At 42.3% G+C, this 26,309-nt stretch carries 25 protein-coding genes; 16 read left to right on the top strand and 9 right to left on the bottom strand.

Going from position 1 to position 26,309, the window contains the following annotated elements; genetic code table 11:
- Positions 1–114 precede the first annotated feature (114 nt).
- Entirely contained in the window at positions 115–735 is a 621-nt protein-coding gene (locus tag ACM0OS_RS15630; protein WP_414544107.1) for a TetR/AcrR family transcriptional regulator, read from the bottom strand.
- Positions 736–1,177: 442 nt separating this feature from the next.
- On the opposite strand from ACM0OS_RS15630, the gene ACM0OS_RS15625 reads away from it, so the two are divergent.
- The 5 genes from ACM0OS_RS15625 (at position 1,178) to ACM0OS_RS15605 (ending at position 6,622) form a co-directional block, all read left to right on the top strand.
- Positions 1,178–2,374: an ABC exporter membrane fusion protein gene (locus ACM0OS_RS15625; protein ID WP_414544106.1), complete on the top strand. Its 1,197-nt coding sequence runs from the start codon at positions 1,178–1,180 to the stop codon at positions 2,372–2,374.
- Positions 2,375–2,497: 123 nt separating this feature from the next.
- Positions 2,498–3,670: an ABC transporter permease DevC gene (gene devC, locus ACM0OS_RS15620; RefSeq protein ID WP_414544111.1), complete on the top strand. Its 1,173-nt coding sequence runs from the start codon at positions 2,498–2,500 to the stop codon at positions 3,668–3,670.
- Between the two features lie 53 nt (positions 3,671–3,723).
- Entirely contained in the window at positions 3,724–4,422 is a 699-nt protein-coding gene (locus tag ACM0OS_RS15615; protein WP_414544105.1) for a DevA family ABC transporter ATP-binding protein, read from the top strand.
- Between the two features lie 604 nt (positions 4,423–5,026).
- On the top strand, positions 5,027–5,965 hold the full coding sequence (locus ACM0OS_RS15610) for a M23 family metallopeptidase (protein WP_414544104.1): 939 nt from the start codon (positions 5,027–5,029) through the stop codon (positions 5,963–5,965).
- Between the two features lie 120 nt (positions 5,966–6,085).
- Complete coding sequence (locus ACM0OS_RS15605; RefSeq protein WP_414544103.1) at positions 6,086–6,622, top strand: late competence development ComFB family protein; 537 nt, start codon at positions 6,086–6,088, stop codon at positions 6,620–6,622.
- Positions 6,623–6,703: 81 nt separating this feature from the next.
- Here the strand turns inward: ACM0OS_RS15605 and ACM0OS_RS15600 are convergent, their stop codons facing one another.
- On the bottom strand, positions 6,704–7,432 hold the full coding sequence (locus ACM0OS_RS15600; protein WP_414544102.1) for a L,D-transpeptidase: 729 nt from the start codon (positions 7,430–7,432) through the stop codon (positions 6,704–6,706).
- Between the two features lie 234 nt (positions 7,433–7,666).
- Between ACM0OS_RS15600 and ACM0OS_RS15595 the strand changes: the two genes are divergently transcribed.
- The gene (locus ACM0OS_RS15595) at positions 7,667–7,819 is read left to right on the top strand and encodes a hypothetical protein (protein ID WP_414544101.1); all 153 of its coding nucleotides are present in this window, start codon (positions 7,667–7,669) and stop codon (positions 7,817–7,819) included.
- Positions 7,820–7,886: 67 nt separating this feature from the next.
- Here the strand turns inward: ACM0OS_RS15595 and ACM0OS_RS15590 are convergent, their stop codons facing one another.
- Positions 7,887–8,159 (bottom strand): hypothetical protein, encoded by a 273-nt coding sequence (locus ACM0OS_RS15590; protein WP_414544100.1) that lies wholly within the window; start codon positions 8,157–8,159, stop codon positions 7,887–7,889.
- 210 nt (positions 8,160–8,369) lie between these two features.
- Here ACM0OS_RS15590 and ACM0OS_RS15585 point away from each other — a divergent pair, with 210 nt between their 5' ends.
- The gene (locus ACM0OS_RS15585; RefSeq protein ID WP_414544099.1) at positions 8,370–9,026 is read left to right on the top strand and encodes a sigma-70 family RNA polymerase sigma factor; all 657 of its coding nucleotides are present in this window, start codon (positions 8,370–8,372) and stop codon (positions 9,024–9,026) included.
- 163 nt (positions 9,027–9,189) lie between these two features.
- Entirely contained in the window at positions 9,190–9,801 is a 612-nt protein-coding gene (locus tag ACM0OS_RS15580; protein WP_414544098.1) for a transcriptional regulator, read from the top strand.
- Here ACM0OS_RS15580 and ACM0OS_RS15575 read toward each other — a convergent pair.
- Positions 9,798–10,226 carry a gamma-glutamylcyclotransferase gene (locus tag ACM0OS_RS15575; RefSeq protein WP_414544097.1) on the bottom strand — a complete coding sequence of 143 codons (429 nt, stop codon included), beginning with the start codon at positions 10,224–10,226 and terminating at the stop codon, positions 9,798–9,800. The genes ACM0OS_RS15580 and ACM0OS_RS15575 overlap by 4 nt on opposite strands.
- Positions 10,227–10,311: 85 nt before the next feature.
- Between ACM0OS_RS15575 and leuS the strand changes: the two genes are divergently transcribed.
- Complete coding sequence (gene leuS, locus ACM0OS_RS15570) at positions 10,312–12,936, top strand: leucine--tRNA ligase (RefSeq protein ID WP_414544096.1); 2,625 nt, start codon at positions 10,312–10,314, stop codon at positions 12,934–12,936.
- Positions 12,937–12,994: 58 nt separating this feature from the next.
- Here the strand turns inward: leuS and ACM0OS_RS15565 are convergent, their stop codons facing one another.
- Both ACM0OS_RS15565 and ACM0OS_RS15560 read right to left on the bottom strand, forming a co-directional pair.
- On the bottom strand, positions 12,995–14,041 hold the full coding sequence (locus tag ACM0OS_RS15565) for a DUF1611 domain-containing protein (protein WP_414544095.1): 1,047 nt from the start codon (positions 14,039–14,041) through the stop codon (positions 12,995–12,997).
- Positions 14,025–15,077 (bottom strand): dipeptide epimerase, encoded by a 1,053-nt coding sequence (locus ACM0OS_RS15560; RefSeq protein WP_414544094.1) that lies wholly within the window; start codon positions 15,075–15,077, stop codon positions 14,025–14,027. The genes ACM0OS_RS15565 and ACM0OS_RS15560 overlap by 17 nt, the downstream gene beginning before the upstream one ends.
- A gap of 124 nt (positions 15,078–15,201) precedes the next feature.
- Between ACM0OS_RS15560 and ACM0OS_RS15555 the strand changes: the two genes are divergently transcribed.
- The 6 genes from ACM0OS_RS15555 to minE all read left to right on the top strand — a co-directional run bounded on the left by ACM0OS_RS15555 (position 15,202) and on the right by minE (position 20,364).
- Complete coding sequence (locus ACM0OS_RS15555) at positions 15,202–15,756, top strand: NUDIX hydrolase (protein WP_414544093.1); 555 nt, start codon at positions 15,202–15,204, stop codon at positions 15,754–15,756.
- Between the two features lie 212 nt (positions 15,757–15,968).
- Entirely contained in the window at positions 15,969–16,631 is a 663-nt protein-coding gene (locus tag ACM0OS_RS15550; protein WP_414544092.1) for a hypothetical protein, read from the top strand.
- Between the two features lie 38 nt (positions 16,632–16,669).
- Positions 16,670–17,995 (top strand): four-carbon acid sugar kinase family protein, encoded by a 1,326-nt coding sequence (locus ACM0OS_RS15545; RefSeq protein WP_414544091.1) that lies wholly within the window; start codon positions 16,670–16,672, stop codon positions 17,993–17,995.
- An 80-nt stretch (positions 17,996–18,075) separates the two neighbouring features.
- Positions 18,076–19,182, top strand: a complete 1,107-nt coding sequence (gene minC / locus ACM0OS_RS15540; RefSeq protein ID WP_414544090.1) for a septum site-determining protein MinC — start codon at positions 18,076–18,078, stop codon at positions 19,180–19,182.
- A gap of 46 nt (positions 19,183–19,228) precedes the next feature.
- A complete protein-coding gene (minD, locus tag ACM0OS_RS15535) occupies positions 19,229–20,035 on the top strand; it encodes a septum site-determining protein MinD (protein ID WP_414544089.1) in 807 nt (268 codons plus the stop codon).
- A gap of 32 nt (positions 20,036–20,067) precedes the next feature.
- Positions 20,068–20,364 carry a cell division topological specificity factor MinE gene (minE, locus tag ACM0OS_RS15530; protein WP_414544110.1) on the top strand — a complete coding sequence of 99 codons (297 nt, stop codon included), beginning with the start codon at positions 20,068–20,070 and terminating at the stop codon, positions 20,362–20,364.
- Between the two features lie 316 nt (positions 20,365–20,680).
- Here the strand turns inward: minE and ACM0OS_RS15525 are convergent, their stop codons facing one another.
- The gene (locus tag ACM0OS_RS15525; protein WP_414544088.1) at positions 20,681–21,994 is read right to left on the bottom strand and encodes a hypothetical protein; all 1,314 of its coding nucleotides are present in this window, start codon (positions 21,992–21,994) and stop codon (positions 20,681–20,683) included.
- Positions 21,995–22,992: 998 nt separating this feature from the next.
- Here ACM0OS_RS15525 and fmt point away from each other — a divergent pair.
- Positions 22,993–23,997, top strand: coding sequence for a methionyl-tRNA formyltransferase (gene fmt, locus ACM0OS_RS15520; RefSeq protein ID WP_414544087.1), 1,005 nt, complete (start codon positions 22,993–22,995; stop codon positions 23,995–23,997).
- A gap of 20 nt (positions 23,998–24,017) precedes the next feature.
- On the opposite strand, the gene ACM0OS_RS15515 is transcribed toward fmt, so the two are convergent.
- Together ACM0OS_RS15515 and ACM0OS_RS15510 are read right to left on the bottom strand one after the other, a co-directional pair.
- The gene (locus ACM0OS_RS15515; RefSeq protein WP_414544086.1) at positions 24,018–24,383 is read right to left on the bottom strand and encodes a DUF6464 family protein; all 366 of its coding nucleotides are present in this window, start codon (positions 24,381–24,383) and stop codon (positions 24,018–24,020) included.
- A gap of 165 nt (positions 24,384–24,548) precedes the next feature.
- Complete coding sequence (locus ACM0OS_RS15510; RefSeq protein ID WP_414544085.1) at positions 24,549–26,291, bottom strand: ABC transporter ATP-binding protein/permease; 1,743 nt, start codon at positions 26,289–26,291, stop codon at positions 24,549–24,551.
- Positions 26,292–26,309 lie beyond the last annotated feature (18 nt).

Here is a 26,309-nt window from a genome sequence, read left to right as displayed (position 1 = left end):
CAAGGAGAGGGGTTGGGGGTGAGGTTCTGTATTTTATTAAATCCACATTCCTTAGTCATTATTCCTCCGTGAAGTTGGGATTTTTCACCATAGCATCATGTCTGTCAGGACAGTTTACTCTACAGCACAATTGACAATCAAATATGTCAAAGCATCGATCAAGCGATCGCTCTCCATTGGCATAATCTCTTTACCATGCATAATCTCTTGCGTAATCACAAAATGCACTAACGACCCAATGAGAATCCTCGCTGTTGCTTCTGGGTCAGGTATCTTCAATTCAGGACAAGAAGCTAAATATTTACTGATAGTCTCAATCGCTGGTTTGGCAATGCTGTAAATAAACACCTGCGCTAATTCCGGAAATCGCGCCGACTCTCCCATTAACAACCGTTCAAATGACTGATATTCCCGGTCATTGACCATCTGATCCAACGCCGTTGCTGCTAACCGTCGCAGGACAATATAGGGTTCTCCCTTCAGGGGTTGTGTCCCCAAAATTGAGTGAAATCGCTTTCTAGCCAGTTTTTCTATCAGTTCCTTAAAAAGTCTTTCTTTATCTTGAAAATGGCTATATACCGTTGCCTTAGAAACCCCCGCCGCTTCCGCAACCCGATCCATACTAGTAGCAGCATAGCCATTAGATAAAAACTCCTGCATTGCTCCTTGCAAAATCTGTTCCATTTTATCTGCTGAACTTGAGCGGTCGATTTCCCCAGCTTTTGAGCGTGCCATTTTCAAATCATCCTTATTTTTTATTCATTGGTCGTGGGGAAAATAATTTCACTCCATCTCCCAATATCACCACTTTCCACCGATCACTTGACTAAACTACTCGGTTTAGTATAATTCTATTATAGAACTATACAGTTTAGTTTTGTAGTCTACCGATCATTCTGTTGAGCATCTTAAAAGTAGCTGTAGCAATCACTTCTAATTAATTACGTATTTTCGCAACATCAGCCTTTAAATGTAAATGAAAAATCACGTTGCGATACTTACAATTAGTTCCCCATGCATCTACTCACAACCCATGATTATGTCTAAAATTCAGGACAATCATGAGATTTTTTTCTCTTTTGAGTGATAAAAGAGAGTTAGGCGGGACATTTACCAAAATTCAATTTTTGTTTCATTTAAATCAGCGTATTTGGAATTGCTTCAAAGGTATGCTATCGTGCAAAACTCAAAGCTAGACAGATCAATATCTCCGCAATCAATACTGCGTCCGCCCTTTTTTATCGCTGTCATTGTATCTTTGACTGTTGTTGGCAGTAGTGTTTATACCGTTTTAAAATTTCAAAATACAGCTAACCAACAGGCACAAGCACCAGCAGCACTCATCCCTGAGCTAAAAACGGTAACAGCCCTAGGTCGGATTGAGCCAAAGGGGAAAGTAATTAAACTTTCTGCTACCGCCTCTTCTGAAGGTAGCCGTGTCGAGCAACTTTTGGTGAGGGAGGGAGATAAAGTCAAAGCAGGACAGGTAATAGCAATTCTCGACAGCCGCAGCAGTGGGGAAGCCGCCTTCCAAGAGGCTCAAGAACAAGTGAAAGTGGAGCAGGCAAATCTCAACCGTATTCAAGCAGGCGCGCAACGGGGAGAAATTGCTGCACAACAAGCCACAATTGCGCGTTTAGAAGCAGAACGTCAAGGTGATATAGCTGCCCAGGAGGCAACTGTTGACCGATTACAAGCCGAAGTGCGTAACGCCCAAGCAGAAGATGAACGCTATCAGGTGTTGTATCAAGCAGGAGCCATATCTGCCTCCCAAAGAGACAGCAAGCGCTTAACTCTAGAAACAACCAGGAAAAATCTTCAAGAGGCACAAGCCCAGTTAAATCGTATCCAGACAAGCGGCCAGCAACAAATTAACGAAGCTAGAGCCACACTTGAGCGGATTTCTGAGGTACCGCAAGTTGATGTAGAAGCTGCCAAAGCCGAAATCAATCGAGCGATCGCCGCCATGAAACGGACACAAGTCAATTTGCAACAAGCTTATGTGCGATCGCCTCAAGATGGTCAGGTTTTTGAAATCCATACCCGTCCAGGAGAATTAATCTCTAATGATGGGATTGCTGATATTGGTCAAACCGACGAAATGTATGTCATTGCCGAGGTTTACGAAAGCGATATTAACAAAGTATCTCCAGGGCAGAAAGTGCAAATATTTGGTGATTTTCTCCCCATTGAATTGCAAGGTACAGTAGAGCGCAAAGCCTTACAAGTGCGTCGGCAGAATGTCATTAACACTGACCCTGCCAGCAATATTGATAACAGAGTAGTCGAGGTGAATATTCGACTAGATGAAATTTCCAGCCAGAAAGCTGCCAACTTAACGAATATGCAAGTCAAGACAGTCATTCAACTGTAGACGAAATCTCAATTCAGTGACATTTATGTTTTCTCTGGTGCTGACGGTGGCGAGGGCATCAAATTTCTGGGTGCAAATCTGCAATTTACTTTTACACTTACCGAACACTTAGCACTACGTATGATGGGTCTAATCAAACAACTGCGACGGCGAACACCTCTAGGATGGCTACAGCTAAGTCACGAAAAAAGTCGTTTGCTGGTGGCAATTTCCGGAATTGCTTTTGCGGATGTTTTGATGTTTATGCAGATAGGTTTTCAAACTGCATTATACGACAGTAACACTAGACTGCATCGCAGTTTGCAAGCAGATATTGTTCTGACAAGTCCCCAAGCTCGTAGCCTCCAAAATATGCCCACGTTTTCCCGTCGGCGACTGTATCAGGCAATGGATATTCCGGGGGTGAACTCAGCAGAGGCAATGTATGTTAATAACATCATCTGGAAAAATCCCCAAACGCGCCGCCAAACATCTGTGCAAGTAATCGGCTTCAATCCAGATAAGCCAGTTTTTGATCTACCGGATGTTAACCAACAATTACAGTCCATCAAACTGCCAGATACCGTCTTATTTGACCGTAGTGCTAGAGGCGAATATCACAAGGCCATCGCCCAAATAGATCAAGGCAAAAAACTGACCACCGAAATCGAAGGACGCACCATTACCATTAGTGGTTTATTCACCGTTGGCGCTTCTTTTGGTTCTGATGGTAGTTTGATGACCAGTGATCAGAACTTTTTAAGACTATTTCCCCGACGCCCCTCCAGTAGTATTAGTCTAGGTTTAATCAAAGTAAAACCAGGCCATGACCCCAAAAAGGTAGCGATCGCCCTCCAAGCCTACCTGCGAGATGATGTCAAAGTCATGACCCACGCAGAATTTATTGAATTTGAAAACAATTTTTGGCGCACCAACTCACCCATTGGGTTCATTTTCAGCCTTGGTGTATCGATGGGGTTTGCTGTGGGAGTCATTCTCGTGTATCAAGTTCTCTCCACCGATGTCAATGCCCATGTCAGAGAATATGCCACCTTCAAAGCCTTGGGATATCGCAATTATTATATGTTAAGTGTGGTCTTTGAACAAGCATTGATTTTGGCGGCATTGGGCTTTATTCCCGGCGTAGCAGTATCTTTGGGACTTTACCAAATGACACGCACTGCCACAAATTTGCCGATGTATATGACAGTATTACGGGGATTACAGGTATTAGTTTTAACTATTATCATGTGTTCTATTTCTGGAGCGATCGCTACTCGTAAACTGCGATCGGCTGACCCTGCTGATATGTTTTAGACCATGGGGCATCTGCGAAATTTAAAATCTCACATCTAAAATTTAAAATTGCAATGGTTCCAGTTATTTCCATTCAAAATCTCGACCACTACTTTGGGCAAGGTTCACTGCGTAGGCAAGTTTTATTTAACATTAACCTGGAGATTCGATCTGGCGAAATTATTATTTTGACTGGGCCTTCTGGTTCTGGGAAAACTACCCTACTGACTTTAGTGGGTGCTTTGCGTTCTCCTCAATCTGGTAGTTTGCGCGTTTTGACAAGAGAATTTTGCGGAGCTAGTACAGAGCAACTAGTACAGGCACGCAAACGTAACGGTTATATTTTTCAAGCACATAATCTGCATGGTAGTTTGACAGCACTGCAAAATGTCAGAATGGGCTTAGAACTGCATCAGCATATTGGCTTACGAGAAATGCAAGCTCGTTCAGCCTTGATGTTAGAGCAAGTAGGCTTAGGAAATCATCTCCATTATTATCCTGACAATCTTTCCGGCGGACAAAAACAACGAGTAGCGATCGCCCGCGCTTTAGTTAGTCATCCTCCCATTGTCTTAGCAGATGAACCTACCGCCGCCCTTGACAGTCAGTCAGGTCGTGATGTGGTCAACTTAATGCACAAACTAGCTCAAGAACAAGGTTGCACCATCCTCATGGTGACTCATGATTATCGCATTTTGGACATTGCTGACCGAATTGTGCAAATGGAAGATGGCAAACTCGTCGATACTGCTCCCGTAAAAGCACAAATCTAAAAAGCATAAATAATTAACGGTTTGTAGTGAGGACTTTAGTCCTCTCTATCTCCTGTAGGTACCGCCTAAAAAAAAGCACTAAAGCCGCTAACTAGAAAATAATTTGACATTGCTTAACATAAGTTGATTTATTCCCCCTGACTGACTTACCCCGTACCTGAAAAAATCAATAGATCATCAAAACCTACCACCCATAGACTTTTAACCCTTTTCCCTTTTCCTGAGGCGCGTTTCCACCTATGAATTTTTATTGCGGCTCAGTAATTTATTTTTTGACTTTTTGATACAAATTTTAAAGTTTGCGGTTTGAAACTTGGAGTACCAAGATGTATCGGTTAAGCTAAGAGGCAAATAATCTTACCATTATTTCTTTAATGGCACAATTGACCAAAATATGCTTTGCATCTGCTCTAATTGTTCAGATACGATAATTCCCCTTGGCCATTTTCTAGATTAAATTTAGTATGGTTTGGTCACCAGAATATTGCTTGACAATACTTAGTATCATTTCCTGTATTCAAAAACATCTGCTGCGGTTGGGAAACATCACTTTACATAAACTAGTCTGTTTGTCACCAGAAGCAAGGCCTTGATTTATAGCTCTATGACTATCGAGAATCACACCAGAAATCTTCCTCAACAGTTGCCTTCTTTGGGTTTCCAAGCCCCAAAGCACTTTCGCTCAATAACCTACTTATTCATTGGTATATTGGTATCGGTCTTGGTTGTCGTTTTGAATTTGCCTGCAAATGCTTTGCAAGCGCAGGTAACTCCCAGTAATCCTCAATTGGGGGATACACTGTCTGTGGTCATTAATGTTGATAATCCAGACAATGTTGGTACTCCCTCTGTGGCTATTGGTGACCAAACTTATCCGGCATTCCCCGTTGCCCCTAATAGATATCGGGCGTTAATACCAACGACTCCACTTGATAAACCGGGAACTAAAACCCTGAAAATTTCCGGTGGAGGTCAAGCGCAAAACTTGGCAGTAAATTTGCGTAATCGCACGTTTCCTTTACAACGCATTAATTTACCTCCAGGACGAGCCGGGGTGAAAGCAACTGAACATGAACTCCAGCGGGTAGCAGCTTTTAAAGAGTTACAAACACCGCAAAAGTATTGGAATGGTTCATTCCTGAAACCCAATGGCGGCAGAATTACTACCATCTATGGTGTACGTCGCTACTATAATGGTAAATTTGCAGAGAACTACTTCCATCGTGGCGTTGACTACGCTGGTGCTGCGGGTTCACCCGTAGTTGCCCCGGCTGCTGGTACAGTTGCCTTAGTTGGTAGGGTATCCGATGGTTTCCGGGTTCACGGCAACACAGTTGGTATTGACCACGGACAAGGAGTAACCAGTATTTTGCTGCACCTGAGAGACATTAAAGTCAAAGAAGGTGATGTCGTCAAAGCTGGTCAATTAGTTGGCACAGTTGGTTCCACAGGTGCCTCAACAGGGCCTCATTTACACTGGGGCTTGTATGTTAACGGACAAAGTGTTGATCCAGTACCCTGGAGATTTAGTGCATTGAATTAGTAGAGACGGCATTAATTGTCTCTGTGCATAACTTGTATTTTTTTGTCTGCTTATTAAGCAAAGTGAATTGAATTGTTACCGTCCCTACCTTGCTAGGCTAGTGTAAAGATAATGAGCCTTATGAGTATTGAAAAAATTGTAGAACAAGCCCTCCAGGATGGTTATCTGACACCAGTAATGGAAGCAGAAGTTGGTCGAATTTGCGATAATGCATCAGAACTCTCAATTGAGGAGTACATGGCGCTAGATCGATTGATGGGGGCATTATTGACCGGTGAGGTTGTGGCGGTACCTCGTAAACAATTCATTAACGTCATGGAAGAATTGGTATTAACTGAGGCGATCGCCAGAGTAGCAGAAATTGAAGCTACTAGTGAAAGCTCTCTGGATGTCGGGGATATAGCGGCTTATGCCCTCAACCGTTTGCCGCCTTTGTATGCCACTACAGAAGAAGGTGCTAGTTACCAGCGCTTACGTGCCAAGGCAGAATTGCAAGAATTAATTTCGCAGCAAATTAGCGAGTCTATCGGACGTAACCTCGACCAACCCAACGATAATAGAACACCCGTAGTAGGTAAAAGCACTGGCAATGAAGTGTTGCGTCAAGTAAGTACCCTACTCCAAGTCTATGCACCTAGCTTTGAGCAAAAGTTTTAATTTAATGACTACTAGGAACTCAAGTTTCCTGCCTAAATAATCTAGCGTAGAGACGGAGCATTGCTGCGTCTCTACAAATTTTTAGTCACGCACTGACACAAGTGTGCCAACTCCCACCTGTTCATACAATAAGCGGACATCTTCATTACGCATTCTCAAACAGCCATGAGAGATAGCAGCGCCCAAGAGGTGCGTATCTGGTGTGCCGTGAAAGCCAATTTCATTGCGACCATCTGACCAAAAACCAATCCAGCGTTCTCCTAAAGGACTATCAGCACCAGATGGAAATATTTTGCCAGTAATGGGATGACGCCAAATGGGATCGTGTTGCATATTCGTCACCCGGAAAGAACCAGTAGGAGTTTCCCAGCCTGTTTTGCCTATAGCAATAGGATAGCTGGCTATAACTTGATCTCTCTGATAAACATAAGTGCGGCGATCGCTTAAATTTACCACCACTTCTATGGGAGAAGTTTGGGAATTTTGTCTTAGTCCGGGAATAACTGAGCGTATTTTGGGCAATAACTCAGAAGATCCTGGATTTTGGCTGGCTGTGGCCGACAGGTTAGGGGTAGTGTTGTTCGAGGTAGTTTTATTAAAAGTTGATTTACTGGGTGTAGACGCGCCAAGAGAAGTTGCTTCTAGATTCTCATCAATTCCCTCATAGCGGTTTCCTGCGGCAGCAGCAGGCTGCTCAAATTGTCCTTGGGTTGCAGTAATGCGCCAATGGACAGCTAGCGAGAAAAGGGCTGTACCAAAGCAGAGAAACATGACCATCCGCGCTACAGATTCATTTCTTACCATTGCCATCGCCTATTATTTATCCCTGAAATTCCCAGCGGAATAATTGAATAATGAGTACATGCAAATTATCAAGAATTTATAATTACTTATCTGTTCCCTTATAACTCTGTTGATGATCCTGGGCAAACTAAGATTGTCAGGACATTTCGGCAACAAAATTCCTGGGACAACAAAATTTTATTTACAGGAACACTCCTAGGGCAACAATCCATCATTAACGGTGTGGGTGAGAGAAAAGTTATGTTTGAAAAATTATTGCTAGCAGTCACAATTACATTTTCCCTAAATTTCTTTGTTCAAGTCCGTGTACTTAATACAAGTGATGCTGGTGTTCATAATCCGCAAGAGACAGAAAATTCAACGACAATTTTAGTTAAAAAACCGGAAAAATAACCTTTTTCATGGCTACATCTGCCTATATTAACAAGAAGTAGAATTTTAGCCACTCTCGGCAAGACCCCTACGCATCTACAAAAATACAGCGGTTTGCCACACATTTCACCAATTCACCATTCAAAACTAAAGTCGAAAACATCGGTTGTCTGTCTCTCAGAAGACTGATATTTAGCCAATACCACGGCCAATAAAGGAGTTTCTCAGTTTGAGAATTGGTGTGGCAGTCCATACAAGCGTAAAATGTCTGTTGTCTGTCGAGAAAATTTAATACCTGATGACCACATATTCTTGTTTTTGTCAATAGTAAGTGTTCAGTTAGTGTTAGTTGTACAAACATCCGTAATATTGCTAAGTTACAGCCAGGAAAAATAATGGCTAAAAAGACTGCTAAATAATGAATTACGCCAAAAAAGACCTTAGTATTAGTTATTCATGTTTACCACTTTGATACCTCAATGTACCAGTCATGAATCCGGCACTACTCCAGGAACATTGTGTCTATTAGGATGTCTAATAGAAAGGGAGAAATTAAAGTTCAGTACGATCTATGAGCCAATCGATTACTGTATCCTGGTCAACGGTTGATGCAAGTTACCCAGAAGCATCGGTGCAAGTTGACAAACTCTCAAACCACGATCTAATTCTGCGCTGTCAAGTAGGACTGCGCCCGGAACGTGCTGCGTTTGCCGAGCTATTGCGCCGCTATCAATCTCAAGTTGATCGAGTTTTATACCACCTAGCTCCAGATTGGCCCGACAGAGCCGATTTGGCTCAAGAAGTTTGGATTCGCGTGTATCGGAATATTAATCGATTACAAGAACCACCCAAATTTCGCGGTTGGTTAAGCCGGATTGCTACCAACTTGTTTTATGACGAGTTGCGTAAACGTAAGCGGGTAGCCAGTCCCCTATCACTGGATGCTCCCCGTGCGGTAGAAGATGGCGAGATGGATTGGGAAATTGCAGGCGATACTCCCGGCCCTGAGGAAGAACTGACAACTAGAGAATTTTACGAGCAATTGCGAGAAGCGATCGCGGATTTACCAGAAGTGTTTCGGACTACCATCGTCCTTAGAGAAATCGAAGGTATGGCATACGAAGAAATTGCCGAAATTACCGGGGTTTCCTTGGGGACGGTCAAATCCAGAATCGCCAGGGCTAGATCGAGATTGCAAACTCAGTTGCAAAATTATCTAGATTCCTAATTGACAGCATCTTCACTCTGCCCTATGGCAGAATTTCCCCATTGATTAAAAATTTTGATGTCAGATTTAGAGTTCTGCTACAGTCAGGAAAAATTTGATAGACTTATTCAGGTCAGAATTTCTCGCTGTGTTTACCCGCGTATGAATTGGTAATAATGCTAAAATGAATACTGATTCTCCATTTTATGACCGTTCCTCTTTAGACAATCAGCCAGATTCGTTAGATGGAACAGGCCAGCATACCAAAGAATTAACGGGTGCTATAGATATGGTGAAGCGCGATCGCTTCGAGTTACTCAGTGCTTACCTCGATGGAGAGGTCACAGCCGCCGAAAGTAGACAAGTAGAAGAATGGCTGGCAAATGATGCCTCAGTGCAACGTTTGTATAATCGGCTGTTAAAGCTACGGCAAGGCTTGCGGACTTTCCCAGTACCCGCAGCCCCAGAGCCGCCAGAAGTGACAGCGCAGCAAGTATTTAAACGTATGCGTCGTCGTTCCCGACCGATTTGGGCTATGGGAGGCGTATCAGTGGCAGCCTTGGTGATCGGTGCCGTCTCTGGCCTATTGCCAGGAGGGGGATTCAGAGCGCAAATGGCACAACAACCAGTAAATGCTCCCCCAAGCATGACGACGCCTGTAGTCACAAATTCACCTTTAATGGTGGCCTTAAATAACCCGGTAATAGAAATTCCTAAAGCGAAAATAGTCTCTCCGGAACAATCAATCAATCTGGAGCAGCTGTTCCCAGGGGAAATTGAACCGAACATCAATTAATCGCCATTGCTCCAACAGCCATCTAGTAGGGCGACACCTTTTAGCTGGGAAACGCGCTCTAAAGACATAAAATAAGCCCAAGCTTTACCAAGTGATAGCTCTTGCAAATCAGATATCTCAACCTGCTGGCGATAGTATAAGTTTGCTGACATTTGTCTAGCAGGTTGGTAGTCTTCCAAATCGTCCAAGGCATCTAAAATCCCTAAGTCGGCAAAAGACAGTAGATATCCGTGAACAGAGTCCCCTCCAGGCGTCATGGCAGGATAACCCATTGGTAGAGCGAATAATTTACCTAATGTAACGGCTCTTTTGACATCCGTCACTTGGCCCGCACAATATTTTTGATAATTAGCTTCACCTGGTTTGAGCGTACCATACACAAAAACCCGTACTAAACCAGGAAATTTTGTATTTGATTTAATCATTACCATTTTTCACCAACCTAATTAGAGTGCCTAGCATCTACAATATGGAGGCAGACACGATTACAGTCCAGTAGGAGCATTCTCGGTGGATTCCCGATATAACCCAGCAGAAATTGAGGAAAAATGGCAAAAAACATGGTCAGAACTTGGCTTAGATAAAACCCCTGTAAATAGTAACAAGCCTAAATTCTACGCTCTTTCCATGTTCCCTTACCCGTCAGGCAGCCTGCATATGGGTCACGTCCGTAATTACACAATTACCGATGTGATTGCTCGCCTTAAGCGAATGCAAGGGTATAGGGTGCTGCACCCAATGGGTTGGGATGCCTTTGGTTTGCCAGCAGAAAATGCCGCCATTGACCGAGGAGTTCCTCCTGCAAAGTGGACTTATCAAAACATTGCCCAAATGCGGCAGCAGTTGCAACGTCTGGGTTTATCCATTGACTGGGACAGCGAAGTTGCCACCTGTTCACCAGATTATTACAAGTGGACACAATGGATTTTTTTGCAATTTTGGCAAGCGGGGTTGGCTTACCAAAAAGAAGCAGCAGTCAACTGGGACCCTATTGACCAAACTGTACTAGCCAACGAGCAAGTTGATAACGAAGGATGTTCTTGGCGTAGTGGGGCCAAAGTTGAGCGTAAACTATTGCGGCAGTGGTTTTTAAAGATTACTGACTATGCCGAAGAATTGCTCAATGACCTAGAAAAATTAACAGGTTGGCCAGAACGAGTCAAATTAATGCAGGCTAATTGGATTGGTAAATCCACAGGCGCGTATTTAGAATTTCCCATTGTGGGGATGGATGAAAAAATTGCTGTGTATACTACACGCCCCGATACAGTTTATGGCGTCAGCTATGTAGTATTAGCACCAGAACATCCCTTAACTAAGCTTGTTACCACCAAAGCCCAAACAACACCAGTAGAAGCCTTTATTCAAGAAGTTTCCCAACAAAGTGAGTTGGAACGTACCGCCGAAGATAAACCGAAGCGGGGTATCCCTACAGGTGGCAAAGTCATCAACCCATTTACAGGGGAAGAAGTGCCAATTTGGATTGCCGACTATGTACTGTATGAATATGGTACTGGGGCAGTCATGGGTGTACCTGCTCATGATGTGCGGGATTTTAAATTTGCCCAGGTTTATGATTTACCCATTGAGTTTGTCATTGCTTCTCCAGATGATGTGGCAGATTTTGATCTAACGCCAGCATCAGAAATTGATGAAATCACCACAGTTATTCAAGTTGACTACAACGAGGCATACACTGAACCAGGAATTTTGATTAATTCTGGGCCTTTTACGGGTATGACTTCCACAGATGCCAAAGAAGCCATAGTTAAATATGCCGAAGAACAAAGTTTTGGCAAACTGCGAATCCAGTATCGCTTGCGGGATTGGTTGATTTCTCGACAACGTTATTGGGGCGCACCCATACCAGTAATTCACTGTCCTAACTGTGGCATAGTACCAGTCCCAGACCAAGATTTGCCAGTTGAGTTACCAGAAGAAATAGAACTAAGCGGCCGTGGTGGTTCACCCTTGTCTCAGTTAGAAAGCTGGGTAAATGTACCTTGTCCCACTTGTGGCACTCCCGCCCAACGGGAAACCGATACAATGGATACCTTTATTGATTCCTCGTGGTATTTCTTGCGGTATCCTGACGCCCAAAATGAGCAACAAGTATTCGACCCCAGCAAAACTAATGACTGGATGCCTGTAGATCAGTATGTGGGTGGTATTGAACATGCGATTTTACACCTGCTGTATTCGCGGTTCTTTACTAAAGTTCTGCGGGATAGAGGCTTATTAAACTTTGATGAACCCTTTGAACGCCTGTTAACTCAAGGTATGGTACAGGGTTTAACTTACATGAACCCCAATAAGGGCGGTAAAGATAAATGGGTGCCTTCTAATTTGGTTAACCCAGCCGATCCCCGTGACCCCCAAACGGGTGAACCGCTACAACGCCTTTACGCCACCATGTCTAAATCTAAAGGCAATGGTGTGGCCCCAGAAGATGTTATTAGTAAATACGGCGTAGACACAGCGCGGATGTTCATCTTATTCAAAGCCCCCCCAGAAAAAGATTTGGAGTGGGATGAAGCCGATGTAGAAGGGCAATTCCGCTTTTTGAATCGGGTATGGCGCTTGGTGACAGATTATGCAGCTGCTGGGGTATCACGTAAACAAGCCCAACTTGCTGATTTAAGTAAGTCCGAAAAAGAATTACGGCGGGCAATTCACACGGCTATTCAAGCGGTGACAGAAGACTTAGAAGACGAATATCAATTCAATACAGCGGTTTCGGAATTGATGAAGTTAAGTAACGCCCTCACTGATGCTGACTGTAAAAATTCACCGATTTATGCTGAAGGTATTCAAACTTTAGTCATCATGCTGGCTCCTTTTGCACCACATATTGCTGATGAATTGTGGCATTCTTTAGGTAACAAGGACTCAATTCATACTCAAACTTGGCCATCTTTTGATTCGGCGGCTTTGGTAGCTGATGAAATTACCTTGGTAATTCAAATTAACGGCAAAAAGCGTGCTGATATTCCGGTTCCCGCACAAGCAGATAAAGCCGAGTTGGAAAAGTACGCCCGTGAATCTGAAGTAGTCCAGCGCTACATTCAGGATAAGGAGATTAAAAAGGTGATTGTGGTTCCTGGGAAGTTGGTGAATTTTGTAGTTGCACCTTAGCTTTCAGGCGTTGTGGCAAAGGTTTTAACGACCACTGAATTAGCCACAACGCGCGCCGCTAATTTTTCATCACGGCATCTAACAAGACGCCAGCACCAAAGCGCACAGGATCGATGCAAGGTAATCCTGTTTCGGCTGTAGTTTGAGCGATCGCCTCTTGGGCAGCAAATTCATCTAAATGGGCTGTGTTCAAAGCTATACCCACCACTGGCACATCACCAAAGGCTCCACCTGCACTAGCGACAGCTTCATACATTCTGATGACTTTTGGTAAAGACGGAATTACTACATGGGGATGATTCCGTACATGAATTTGTCCAGCCCGATGTACCAAAATGAGTTGGGTGGGTTGGGAACCACGGATTAAGGGTAAGGTGGCTGTTGAACCAGGATGCAGCAGTGAACCTTGTCCTTCTACGTGAAGAATGTCGTAGTTTTTACCATAACGCATGACTATCTGTTCCACAGCACCGGCGGCAAAATCTACTCGCACTGCATCTAAAGCTACGCCATCTCCTTCTAACATCACACCAGTTTGACCTGTAGCCAAAAATTTAGAACGCCAGCCCCGCAGTTTTGATGCCCAATGTAGTTCTAGACTAGTTGACATTTTACCGATGGCCATATCAGTTCCCACAGTCAGCACCCGCCGACAGGGGAGGGTACGGGCCATCCCACTAGCAATTTCTAAATTGCCTGGTTCTTTTCGCACATCCCAAATTAATTGTCCTGGTTTCAGCAATGCATTTAACTCTGACTTATTTGCCAATGGCGTGTGTAAACCATTTACCAAAGACATCCCAGCATCTAAAGCATTTTTAATTTCCAGCCAGTAATCATCAGGTACAGCACCACCTTTGGGCGCAATGCCAATTACCAAAACTTCAGGTTTATACTCCAGTGCTGCTGCTAACGATGCCACAATTGGCACATCACGCTTAATTCCAGTTATTTCTGATAGAGATTTGCCAGCGGATTCACGATCAATTACTGCTACTATCGGAGCCTCACTGTATCGTAAAAGTGATAGACCCGTTTTGCCCTGAGTCCCACTAATTCCTTCATGTAACAGAATTACTACTCTTTGATTAAGTGGCAAACGCACTGTGTTGTACCCCCAAGCCCGGTAAATCGTTTGGTAAAACTCGTCCTTCTTGTACTAATGCACCCGTGAAGGGGTCATCAATTAAGTTCAGGTGACTGTCTAAATCTAAATAATCAGCTAATGGCGCGAGTTGTGCTGCGGCTGTATTCGCTAGCGCACTGTCAGAATAACAACCAAACATGACTTGCAATCCATAGGCTCGCGCCGTATGTACCATCCGCATGGCTTCGGTTAGTCCCCCTGATTTCATGAGTTTGATATTAATCCCATCCACGTAATTAGCCAACTGGGGAATATCAAAGCTATTAAAACAACTTTCATCCACAAATATCGGCAGAGGCGATCGCTCTTTAAGTTGAGCTAAACTCTTTTCTTGCCCTCGTGGTAATGGCTGTTCTACATACTTTATACCTAAATCGGCTAGCCAATTACACATATATACAGCATCTTCCTCACTCCAACCGCCGTTGGCATCCACAAATAAGTCTAAATTTGGTGCTTCTTCTCGAACCGCTAACAGCATTTTTTGATCTGCATCTATGCCATCGGGATTTCCTAATTTCACTTTAAATAAGCGAACATCCATAAATTGTAACCAGTCTCGCGCCCTAGCTTTCGCTCCTGCTGGTGAATTAATGCCAATTGTCACTGAAGTCGGCACTATTATCTGGTGATTAAGTCCCCAAATTTGCCAAATAGGTAATCCTACACGCTTACCTAGCCAGTCATACATTGCCATATCTAGAGCAGCCCTGACAGCTGAAGGAATTTGCTGTTTTGTGAAAATTTCCTCAATTTGCTGGCGCTGTAACGGGTGAAATGGTTCTAAAACTGATGCGAGTTGCTGTAAGTGAGTTGTGGTTGTATCAGTTGATTGGGAAGTATTGCCTACACCAAATGGTGATGCTTCACCCCAGCCCTCAATCCCATCTTGTAAGATTTTTACCCACACATTTGTCGTCTGTGCTGTTGTCCCACGACTAATTGTTAAGGGAAATCGTTTGTTGACAGTAAATAACTTTACTTTTAATTGCATAAGTATGCTCAATGTTTCGTTAGAGCAAAAACAGTGTAAGTGCAAATTTTAGATTATTTGAGGTATCTGTTATACTTTTTTACATTCATAACTTTTTCGCCTAAGTTTTTATCTGATTTTATTTATGAGTAGCATCAAAAAATGGAATATATTAACCTCTAAAATGGTTTTAAATAATTTCTGGTGTCAAGTCAGGCAAGATGAAATAGAATTGCCTAATGGGGAAATCATCGATGATTTTTTTGTAATTGTTCGACCAGAAATTGCTTTAGTCTTACCAATTACAGTTAATCAAGAAATTATTTTTGTACGTCAATACAGGCATGGAGTCAGTGAAATTCTGTTAGAACTGCCTGCGGGGAGTTTCGACGCAACTAAAGAAGATGCTGAAACAGCAGCAATCAGAGAGCTGAAAGAAGAAACTGGTTATATATCTCAGAAAGTTATTAAATTAGCTACTTTATATGATAATCCGGTTAAAGATACTAACCAAATACATTTATTTTTAGCTGAAAATGTAAAAAAGGATGGAGAGCAAACATTAGATATTACAGAAGATATTGAAATTGTCTTAATTCCTATAGAATCAGTTTTAGATAAAATTTATCAAGGTGAAATCACTGTAACAGGAAGTATTGCGGCTATTTTTTTAGGTTTAAATTATCTCAATTCTATATAAGAGTTTTCTTGAATTTTTGTTGTACTAACCTGCGCTATAGGCTTAAAAATTAGAATAAAATTAAGAGTGATCGCATTTCATTTGGCGCCAATATCTTGCAAAATTAATAAAAATAGCATATCTAAGATTGGGATATGACCAATGCAATTGCTTTCTCGGCAAACATGATTAAAATAAATACGCAAATCGCGCTTTTATAGGAGTATTTAGCTGTGCAGCCGGACTTAATGGGTTTGGAAATTAGCAAAGGTGAATTGAGACGGTTAACAGGATTCGACCCTGATGATGTTTTCCGACCTTCTATGATCAAAAACAGCGAGAAGCGATTAGGGCTTTTGGTTAATGAACTGTTGGTAGCTTTGGCTTTAACTCCCATAGTGGTTGGCTTTATTTATACCTTAATTATTCTGCCAACTATTGGTTCTTCAATTACACTAGGAGTCCTGTTACTAATTTTAGTCCCAACTGTAATATTTGTAGGGCGATCGCTATGGCAATATTTGACCTGTCCCCACGGACTGACAGTACTTTTAGATGAAGTCGATAAGTATCATACTGTTGTCCAAGCTATAGACATTAATGACCAATTGGCAACATTGGGTAATTCTCAAAGTAGTCTCAATGACCGAGATAATGTGATTGCGGCACTCAAACTGATTAGAGAAGATTTAGTAGTAGCACTCAAAAGCGAACGTATTTTGCGAGATAATAAAAAACTACTGGCAAATAACCAAGATTTATTTATCAATAATTTAGCTCATTTACAAGCATTGCAACTTAGTAGTCAGACCAGTGAATATGCTCAACTTCTCAATCAATCTTTACAGATTGCTTTGGATGTGCAAGCAGAAATGAAAAAATTGCAGAAAATTTGAGACAGATTTTTCGATACGACAGTCGTCACCGTTGATTTATGAGCAATAAACCCAAAATTATTGTCCTAGATGATGATCCGACAGGATCACAAACAGTTCATAGCTGCTTGTTGTTAATGCACTGGGATGTAGAAACTTTACGCATCGGCTTGCGAGATGATTCACCCATTTTCTTTGTGCTGACAAATACTAGGTCTTTACCTCCAGAGTCAGCAACATCGGTGACTAGAGAAGTTTGCCAAAATTTAAAACAGGCATTAGCCGCTGAAAATATTACTGATTTCTTAATTGTCAGTCGTTCTGATTCTACATTACGGGGACATTACCCCATTGAAACCGATGCGATCGCCCAAGAACTGGGGCCATTTGATGCTCATTTTTTATTACCGGCATTTTTTGAGGGTGGACGTATCACCATTGACAGTGTGCATTACTTGATCATCGATGGTGTACCTACCCCAGTACATGAAACCGAATTTGCCCGCGATTCAGTGTTCGGCTACCATCACAGTTATTTACCTAAGTATGTCAATGAAAAAACTCAAGGGCGTATTAGTACAGAATCAGTAGTCAGATTTGTCCTTGATGATATCCGTGGGGGTAGTTTAGAACGGTTATTACAACTTAGTGGAAATCAGTGTGCAGTGGTAGATGGTGAAACCCAAGCTGATCTCAACTTGTTTGCAGTAGATGTACTCACAGCCGCCAGTCAAGGAAAACGCTTTTTATTTCGTAGTGCTGCTAGTATTTTAACGGCTTTGGCTGCCTTACCTCCCCAGCCCATCGCTGCCGAAAACATGGCAGAATATGTGCGTCAAGGTAAACCTGGTGCGTTCATTGTGGGTTCCCATGTCAAGAAAACGACTCAGCAATTAGAGGCGCTATTACAAGTAGAAGGGACGACGGGGATCGAAATAGATGTGGCGCGCTTACTAGATGATCCAGTCAATCAACCCGCTAAATTGTTAACCGAAATCACAGAAAAGACACAGGCGGCACATCAAGCCGGGAAAACACCCGTAGTTTATACTAGCCGTCAGGAACTAACTTTTAAGGATGTCAAGACACGATTAGATTTTGGGGTGAAAGTTTCCCATTTATTAATGGATATTGTGCGAAGTTTGCCCAATGATATCGGATTTTTGATTAGCAAAGGTGGAATTACGTCAAACGATGTCTTAAGTACAGGACTGGCTTTAAATTCGGCACGATTACTCGGTCAAATATTAGCTGGTTGTTCAATGGTAATCACAACTCCCGAACATCCCCAGTTTCCTAATTTGCCAGTGGTGCTGTTTCCTGGTAATGTTGGCGATGCTGATGCATTGGTGACTGTTTACAAAAGACTAACTAAAAATACATAGTAGAAATATGTGGTTGCTTTGGCAACTCATCGAATATTAGTAATTACTCAGAGTATCTGTTGTATTTTGGCTGGTGCTGCATGACTTCTGATTCTAATATTCCCGATCTAGAGTCAAATTCTGCACTCCCCGATGCAGGGTCAATCTCTCACACTGCGGATGTAGAGCAAAAATCTACCGTTTATGATCATATGGAGCAAAATTTTGCTATTTCTGATACAGAATCTAATGATATTATTCCGGATGCAGAGCTAAATTCTGTTCTTCTTTATTTACAATCAAATTCTCCCCCTGATAATGCCGAGTCGAATGCAGTGATCCCCAATGTAGAGTCAAATTCTGTGCCTACGGTTCCAGAGTCCACACATCTGGTTGAGGGTTTAGAATCAAGTTCTCATCTTTTAGATATTAATTCTACTGAGTTAATCAAAGCCGACAATAAAATAAAAAACCATATTCAAGTCCAGTTTAAAAATGAGGCAGGTAGACTGTTAGTAATTTTACCAACAGAGTCTCAATTACCAGCCTCAGAACTCGCTTGGTCTGATATGTGGCAACAATTGAAGTTTCGCTTAAGAGCAGGCGATCGCTTACGTGTAGATAATACACCAGTACATTTGCTGGCCCAAGACCGTTTGTTGGATAGCAGACAACTACAAGAATTTGCCGAAGCCTTTAGCGAAGTGCAACTGCAATTAAAATCTGTGGCTACTAGCCGCCGACAAACTGCCATCGCCGCTGTCACATCTGGCTATTCTGTAGAACAACTACAACCCATAACCTCCCTAAGTTCACAGATCCCAGCAGCCGCTTCCACCCAAGCAGAAGCCCTGTATCTGGAAATGACAGTACGTTCTGGAGTAGAAATTCGCCATCCCGGTACAGTAATTCTTTTAGGAGATTTAAATCCAGGTGGTATCGTAGTGGCAGAAGGAGATATTCTAGTATGGGGTCGCTTACGTGGAATTGCCCATGCGGGTGCCGGGGGCAATAGCGAGTGTCTGATTATGGCCTTGCAAATGGAACCAACCCAGTTGCGGATCGCAGATGCTGTAGCTAGGGCACCAGAGAAATCACCGTTGCAGTTTTTTCCAGAGGTGGCGCATATTACGCCCCAAGGAATTCGCATCGCTAGGGCTACTGATTTTTCCCGAAATCTTTTACCCAGGATCAATCAGGCGCCATAAGTATTTATTATAATTTCCTGAACCCTAATCGAGCGCAACTCTTATCATGACTCGCATTATTGTGATTACCTCCGGGAAAGGAGGGGTGGGAAAAACCACAGTTTCGGCAAATTTAGGCATGACTTTAGCCAAAATTGGGCGTCAAGTTGCCTTAGTTGATGCGGATTTTGGTCTAAGAAATTTGGATTTGCTGCTAGGTCTAGAAAACCGCATCGTTTATACTGCGGTGGAAGTCCTAGCAAGGGAGTGCCGATTAGAACAGGCCTTGGTAAAAGATAAGCGACAACCTAACCTTGTACTCTTGCCAGCAGCCCAAAACCGCTCTAAAGATGCCGTCACTCCTGAACAAATGAAGTTGCTGGTGAATGCCCTGGCACAAAAATATCAGTATGTGATTATTGATAGTCCCGCTGGTATTGAAAATGGCTTTAAAAATGCGATCGCGCCAGCCAAAGAAGCCCTGATTGTCACCACACCAGAAATTTCCGCAGTTCGTGACGCTGACCGAGTAGTAGGTTTACTAGAAGCACAGGGGATTAAGCGTGCTCATTTAATCATTAACCGTATCAGACCTGCAATGGTTCGGGCAAATGATATGATGTCTGTGCAAGATGTTCAAGAACTTCTAGCAATACCTCTAATTGGGGTAATCCCCGATGACGAGCGTGTTATTGTTTCTACCAATCGCGGCGAACCTTTAGTATTAGGGGACACTCCCTCTTTAGCTGCCATAGCCTTTGATAATATTGCCCGTAGATTGGAAGGAGAAAAGGTCGAATTTTTAGACCTTGACTCACCCCATGACAGCATCTTCGCCCGTCTGCGAAGGTTGTTGTGGACAAAGATTGTTTAACTTATGTTCCAGTCTCCGCACACCTATTGGCAATGATCCTTGAACTTATAGAACGAATTTTCTTGCGTAGTCCAGACAACAGTCGCAATCAAGTAAAACGTCGTCTGCAACTGGTGATTGCCCACGACCGCGCTGATTTAGACCCTCAAAGGCTAGAAAAGATGCGGAAAGAAATTCTCGAAGTTGTCTGTCGCTATGTAGAAATAGATACAGAAGGTTTAGAGTTTTCTCTAGAAAGCAATCAAAGAACTACGGCATTAATTGCTAATTTGCCCATCCGTCGGATCAAAGAAACTACACCGGAATTAGAAAGTAGCGAACAACCATAGTAACGTTAGTAACTGGTAAATATTTGGCGGAAATATTATTGGAAACTAAAGATTTAACAGTTAAATAATTAAAACATTGGTTTAATTAAACTCTTGTGGCGCGGGCATCTTGCCCGCATCTTACTGGTGACCTGCGTACATTGGTTTCAAATGGTCTGTTTATTTACGCCACAGAATACTAATTGAAATCAATGAAAAGCCTATAAAATAAGCTTTTTGACTTTTGACTTCCGACTTGCGGTATTAGTGCCTCTGATGACAAAAAATCCCGTTGTTTTTGGATTTGACAACGGGAGTTGATAATATTTTCAGTACACTAGCGATAAGCAACTTGTGGATCTGCCCAAATATCTTTAACTTTTTGACCGAAAGTAATAGGCTGATCTGCATCTGTTGTATCTAAAGACTTACCATCACTAGCAACTTGCACTAAAGGCCAGTTTTCTTCTCCAATTTCGCCAGCCCGGAACAGTGCATGATCTGGTCGGTTCTTACTCCAACCTAGCAACACAGCTATCTTTTCATGCTCATGCTCTTCACGAGGAGGCGCAACGGTATTAATGTGATCTCTTTGTCGATCCCAAATCACTGCATGATCTGTGGAATCGCCCGTATTAAACTTGCCTCCAAACTTGCGTGCTAAGAAGCGATCGCTTTTTTGCGACCAGCTAACAGGAACTAAAACCCCTATGTTGCCATCCTGAATGTTATTAACTGGTTCTGCTGGAGAAGTGTATCTATTTAACAGAGGATCACTTAGGGGAGCAGTGGTCGCCATTACCCGCAACTTCCTAGTTTGTGTATCTTCAACAAACATTACACTAGTGACTGTGCTGTTATACATTTCAGGTCTTACTTCTAGTTGCACCCGACTATAAACTACATACCTACCATCAGGAGAAGTCACAGGTAAGCTGCGATAATGACGCACTCCCGAACCCCCATTAGCACTAATAGCCTCCTGAGTTGCCATAATCCATTGCCAGGGAATAGGATGAGGGCTACCTATGGGATCTACTTGTGCTATTAGCGCTTCATCTGGTTGTTCAACAACTGGTACTTCTTGAGTTAACCGGGGTTGTAATTTTCTAGGAGTTGCTGCCAATGATTTAGCTGTAGACTCTTCTTGTGAGAGCAAATTCTCTTCTTGTGTCCACGACTGATTATTAGCAGTTTTAAATTTTTGCCCTAAATTTAAATTACTCCCATGTACATCTGGAATTGGTGCGAGTTCCACTGCTGCTAATAAATCATTAGCCACTTTATCGCTGCTTGAGAGATAATCATCTGCGACTAAAGAGTCAAATTTGTCCGCTGGTAAAATTTGCGGCTCTTCAATATTAGCCATGACTAATGGCACAGAGTCATATTCTCCAGTTAGGGAGTTTATTTGAGATGTGATTAATTTTTCTACTAAATCGGGTTCATTATCACTAATAGTAGCTGTTTCCTCTGACACAGAGTCTAATTCTCTGGCTTTGGAATCAATTTTTGTGACTATTTTTGATTGTTTGGCGGAGGTAGAGTGACCTGATGCTGCTACTAAAGGAGCAATCAGCATCACAATAACAAGATAATTAACAAATGGTTGAACGCGGAACCATCCTGACAGCAAGAAGAGTTTGAGCATGAGTGGACTCTCTAGGGGAGGGCGGGTGCTGTGTGAGGAGCAATGCCTATGCAGCAAGGGAGTAGGCAATAACTATAGGTATAACAACAAACTCAAAGATTTAACGAATAAAACCAGATAATTTCTTGAAAGTTTGCACAGTTTTACAAAAATTTAGTGTCATTAATTCACACCTGATTATTTGTAACTTATTGGCTTTTGAGGAAAATTTGCCAATACAAAAATATGCAGACTAATTAAAAAATTAGTGCATAAATAATAGACTGTTGCCGCTAATACTATTACCTGACTGAAACAGACAATCAGTAACAGTGATAGATTATTCAACCTATCATTTGGGCTAAAGATATTGGCAGCACAAAGGTAGAGCAGAATAGATGAACTATTGCGAATAGCATTAGCAAAGGCTAAACCGCAAGAAGCTCTTGGTGGTTATTCCTGCTACAACAGTGCAAAACCTGATAACGGTGCAAGTGAGGCGTTATTTTAAAAGTTGAGCAAACTGACGCACAACTCATAATACTAAAAAAAGCCGTTAGCATCCATCCTCAGGTAGAAATTGCTATCTCAACTGGGAAAATTGCGGGATCGCAATCTAGGTTGATTAACGCAACTACACTTAATGACCGAGTACTGGGTAAATAATGAACAAAACAGTTGACTTATGATGCTGAACTAAAGTGGCTGGTCGTGAAACATCACCACATAGTTTAGCTAGCACTTAGTGCATTTTATATCAGCTTATTAGCTGGTCAACTTATTATTAAGTCTATCAACTCTCCCTGGGTTTCGCCAATATCACACCACCTTAACATCAAAAAATTTCGTTTGGCACTATTTGATGGAAATTATGTTCGTTTTGCGGTAAATGCTTGGGATAAGGGGGTTGAAGGGTTTCTTTGTGGGTAATTCCTTAGTAATGTTACTTAGAAGTGTTTTAACGAGATCCACAAACCTGCTGTTTTACTTAGCCCCTAGTAACTATTGATTGAAATCTAATGAAAATAGTATTTTTTGGTACTCCTCAATTTGCCGTTCCCACTCTAGAAAAATTACTGAATCGACCAGAGTTTGAGGTTTTGGCAATTGTCACCCAACCTGATAAACGTCGGGAACGAGGTAATAAACTTATTCCTTCAGCAGTGAAAAATGTAGCACTTACACATGATTTACCTGTATGGCAACCCCAACGAATTAAAAAGGATGCAGAAACTCTCGCCCTACTTCAACAATCAGGTGCAGATGCGTTTGTTGTTGTGGCCTACGGACAGATTTTGTCTCCAGAAATCTTGGATATGCCAAAGTTGGGTTGCATTAACGTGCATGGCTCGATTTTGCCCCAATATCGAGGTGCAGCACCGATTCAGTGGTGTTTGTATAACGGGGAAAGGGAAACGGGGATCACTACAATGTTAATGGATGCGGGAATGGATACCGGCGCTATGCTTTTAAAAGCAACTACACCCATTGGATTGCTAGATAATGCCCCAGATTTAGCCCAAAGACTGTCTATGATTGGCGGAGATTTATTGGTAGAAACTTTATTGCAACTGGAACGCCAGGAAATTACACCAGTTAGTCAAGATAATTCCGCAGCGACTCATGCACCTTTAATTAAAAAGCAAGATTATGGTTTGGATTGGTCAAAGAGTGCTATTCAATTACATAATCAAATCAGAGGTTTTTACCCAAACTGCGTGGCTACTTTTCGTAACCAAACGCTGAAAATTACAGCATCCCTGCCCCTTGGTGATACTTACGGTTATGAGCTAACGCCTGAATTAATAGAAATATCCCAAAAATTGCCTGATTTATCGACTATATCAGGTAGCTCAGGAGAAGTGGTCAGCATAGCCAAGGGACTAGGAGCGATCGCCCACACTGGTGAGGGTTTGTTACTTTTAACAGAGGTGCAACTAGCTGGCAAACGTCCTCAATCGGGATGGGATTTTGTCAATGGTAATCGCTTAACTGTGGGAGAAGTTTTAGGTAATGGAGTATAAGAAATATCAGGGGCTAAATCCTAACTTTTACTCTTGATTTGTTCATAAAAACGGCAAGACTCACAAGGGCCATTTGGGTTGACGGCACAACGCATAATTTCCGAATGAGCATTGTAGCTACAGGTAGCATCACCAATAACCCAACGTCCCTTGACTAAAGTTTTTTCTGCTGGTCTTTGAGCAGATTGCACGTAAAGGGCAATATTATGCAAGTGGTAACGCCCTGATTTCAATTGATATCTATGGCGGCGTTCTAAAACTGCATAAGTTTTACCTTCAAAATCGACGTAGTTTCCCGGTTGGGGAGTCCAATCGAGTTGGACTCTACCAAGGGACTGACTGGGATGCGTCAGAATCACCTCGGTTGGTAAAGAGTCTGGCTCCATAAGCTTATGTGACGTGGTTTACATATAAAAATAGTATCGCAGTAGACTACTTTAGCTGACCGATTTTAGATTATGATTAATAGTTAACTAAATTTGTATTCAATAAATCTGTAGATAGCGATCGCTCCTTCAAGGTAACGAGGGAAGCGATCGCCCACCAGAAAATTAGCTAAAAGCATTCAAATTGATGGTGTATTCTTCCATAGGTAGCAACCGCCAACTAGAAGTACCATCTAGCTCTAACACATACTCATGGTACTGCAACAAGCTAGGGCGGTGTCCCACGCTAATTAATGTAGTTTGTTTAGCTTTCAGTTGTTGATAAAGACTCTTTTCATTAGCCAAATCCAGCGCACTTGTAGCTTCATCGAGGATGACATAGTTTGGTGTATTCAAAAGCAATCGTGCAAAAGCCAAGCGCTGTTGTTCACCTAAAGAAAGCACGCTGGCCCAGTCTAACTCGATCTCGAAACCACCCACTCGTTCGGGTAACTCTGTCAAGTTTACCTCTTGTAAGACATGGCGCATTTTTGTTTCGCTGATATCATTGTCGGGGTTGGGGTAAAGTAACTGACTTCGCAAAGAACCCAACACCATATAAGGACGCTGAGGTAAAAACATCATCTCTGACAACGCAGGACGGATAATTTGACCAGTACCTGCATTCCATAATCCGGCGATCGCTCTTAATAATGAACTCTTACCGCTACCACTATTACCGACAATTACTAAACCATCTCCTGGCTGTAAGCTAAAGGGTAGATCCCGTATCAAGGTGCGTTCATAGTTGGGAGTCAGTAGGGTAACATGACGTAAAGCCAACTGCGAATCTTCCGTCACATCGATAGTTGTCATTCCTGGTTGTTGGGGAACTGGTGCTTCCAGCGCCTCAGCTAAGTCTCCCATCCGTTCAATACCAGCAGCAAAAGCAGTTAAATTTTCAAATTGACCCACCACCACAGATAAGGCCCTAAAAATTTGACCGAAGGCGATCGCCGCTTGGGTGAATGTCCCAAAATCAGTTTGTCCCGCAAAATAGATTGGTGCAATTACCAGGTATGGTAATGCAGAAACAAAATAATTATAACTTTGAGTAAAGAAACCGAGATTTCGCTGCCAATTAATCAAAAAATCAAAGTTGCGAATTGCCAGAATAAATCGCTGTTTCAGTTGCAGTATTTCTTCTGTTTCACCTTGATAGAAGGCAATAGATTCAGCATTATCGCGCACATGAATTAATCCGTAACGAAAATCAGCTTCTCGTTTGAGTTGATTGAAATTGATGCCAATTAAGCGTTGACCAATCCACGCCGTAACTACTGTCCCAAAAATTGCATAAACTAACAGTGCTATCGATAGAGACACTGAAATAGATAATAAAACCCCTGTAAAAGAAATTAAAGTAATAATTGATGTCAGAATCAACAACGAAAAAGACAAACTAGTACGAGTAAATGACCTGACATCTTCAGCAATCCGCTGGTCTGGGTTATCAATCTTTTGATTAAAATTAATTTGGTAATAAGCACGATTTTTAAAATATTTATCCAAAAACCGATTTGTCAGCCACTCCCGCCATTGCAATCCCAATTTATCTTGGAGATAGCCATACATGACAACAATTGGAGTTCCCACAACCAATAACCCAGTATAAACCGCGATAAATCTCCAAAAAACGGAAGCATCTTGTGTTTGGGGAAAGGTTGCCAATGAAGTATCAATTCTGCGAAAAATAAAACTAATAGCGACATTAATTGCATTCACTGCTAATGCCAAAAATAGTAATAGTAGTAGCAGTCCCCTAGCTTGCCACTTTTTTTCCGAAAACCAGTAGGGTTTGGCTAACTTGATAAATTTGTGCCACAACTGCGGATCTAATCGTTTCTGCGGTGTTGTTGTTGTACTCATTACTAATGTCGTTGAGAA

This window comes from Nostoc sp. CCY0012 (assembly GCF_963920855.1).
GTDB lineage: Bacteria > Cyanobacteriota > Cyanobacteriia > Cyanobacteriales > Nostocaceae > Cyanocohniella.
The sequence above is the reverse complement of the archived record's forward strand: the minus strand, read 5'-3'. Positions and strand labels throughout refer to the sequence as shown.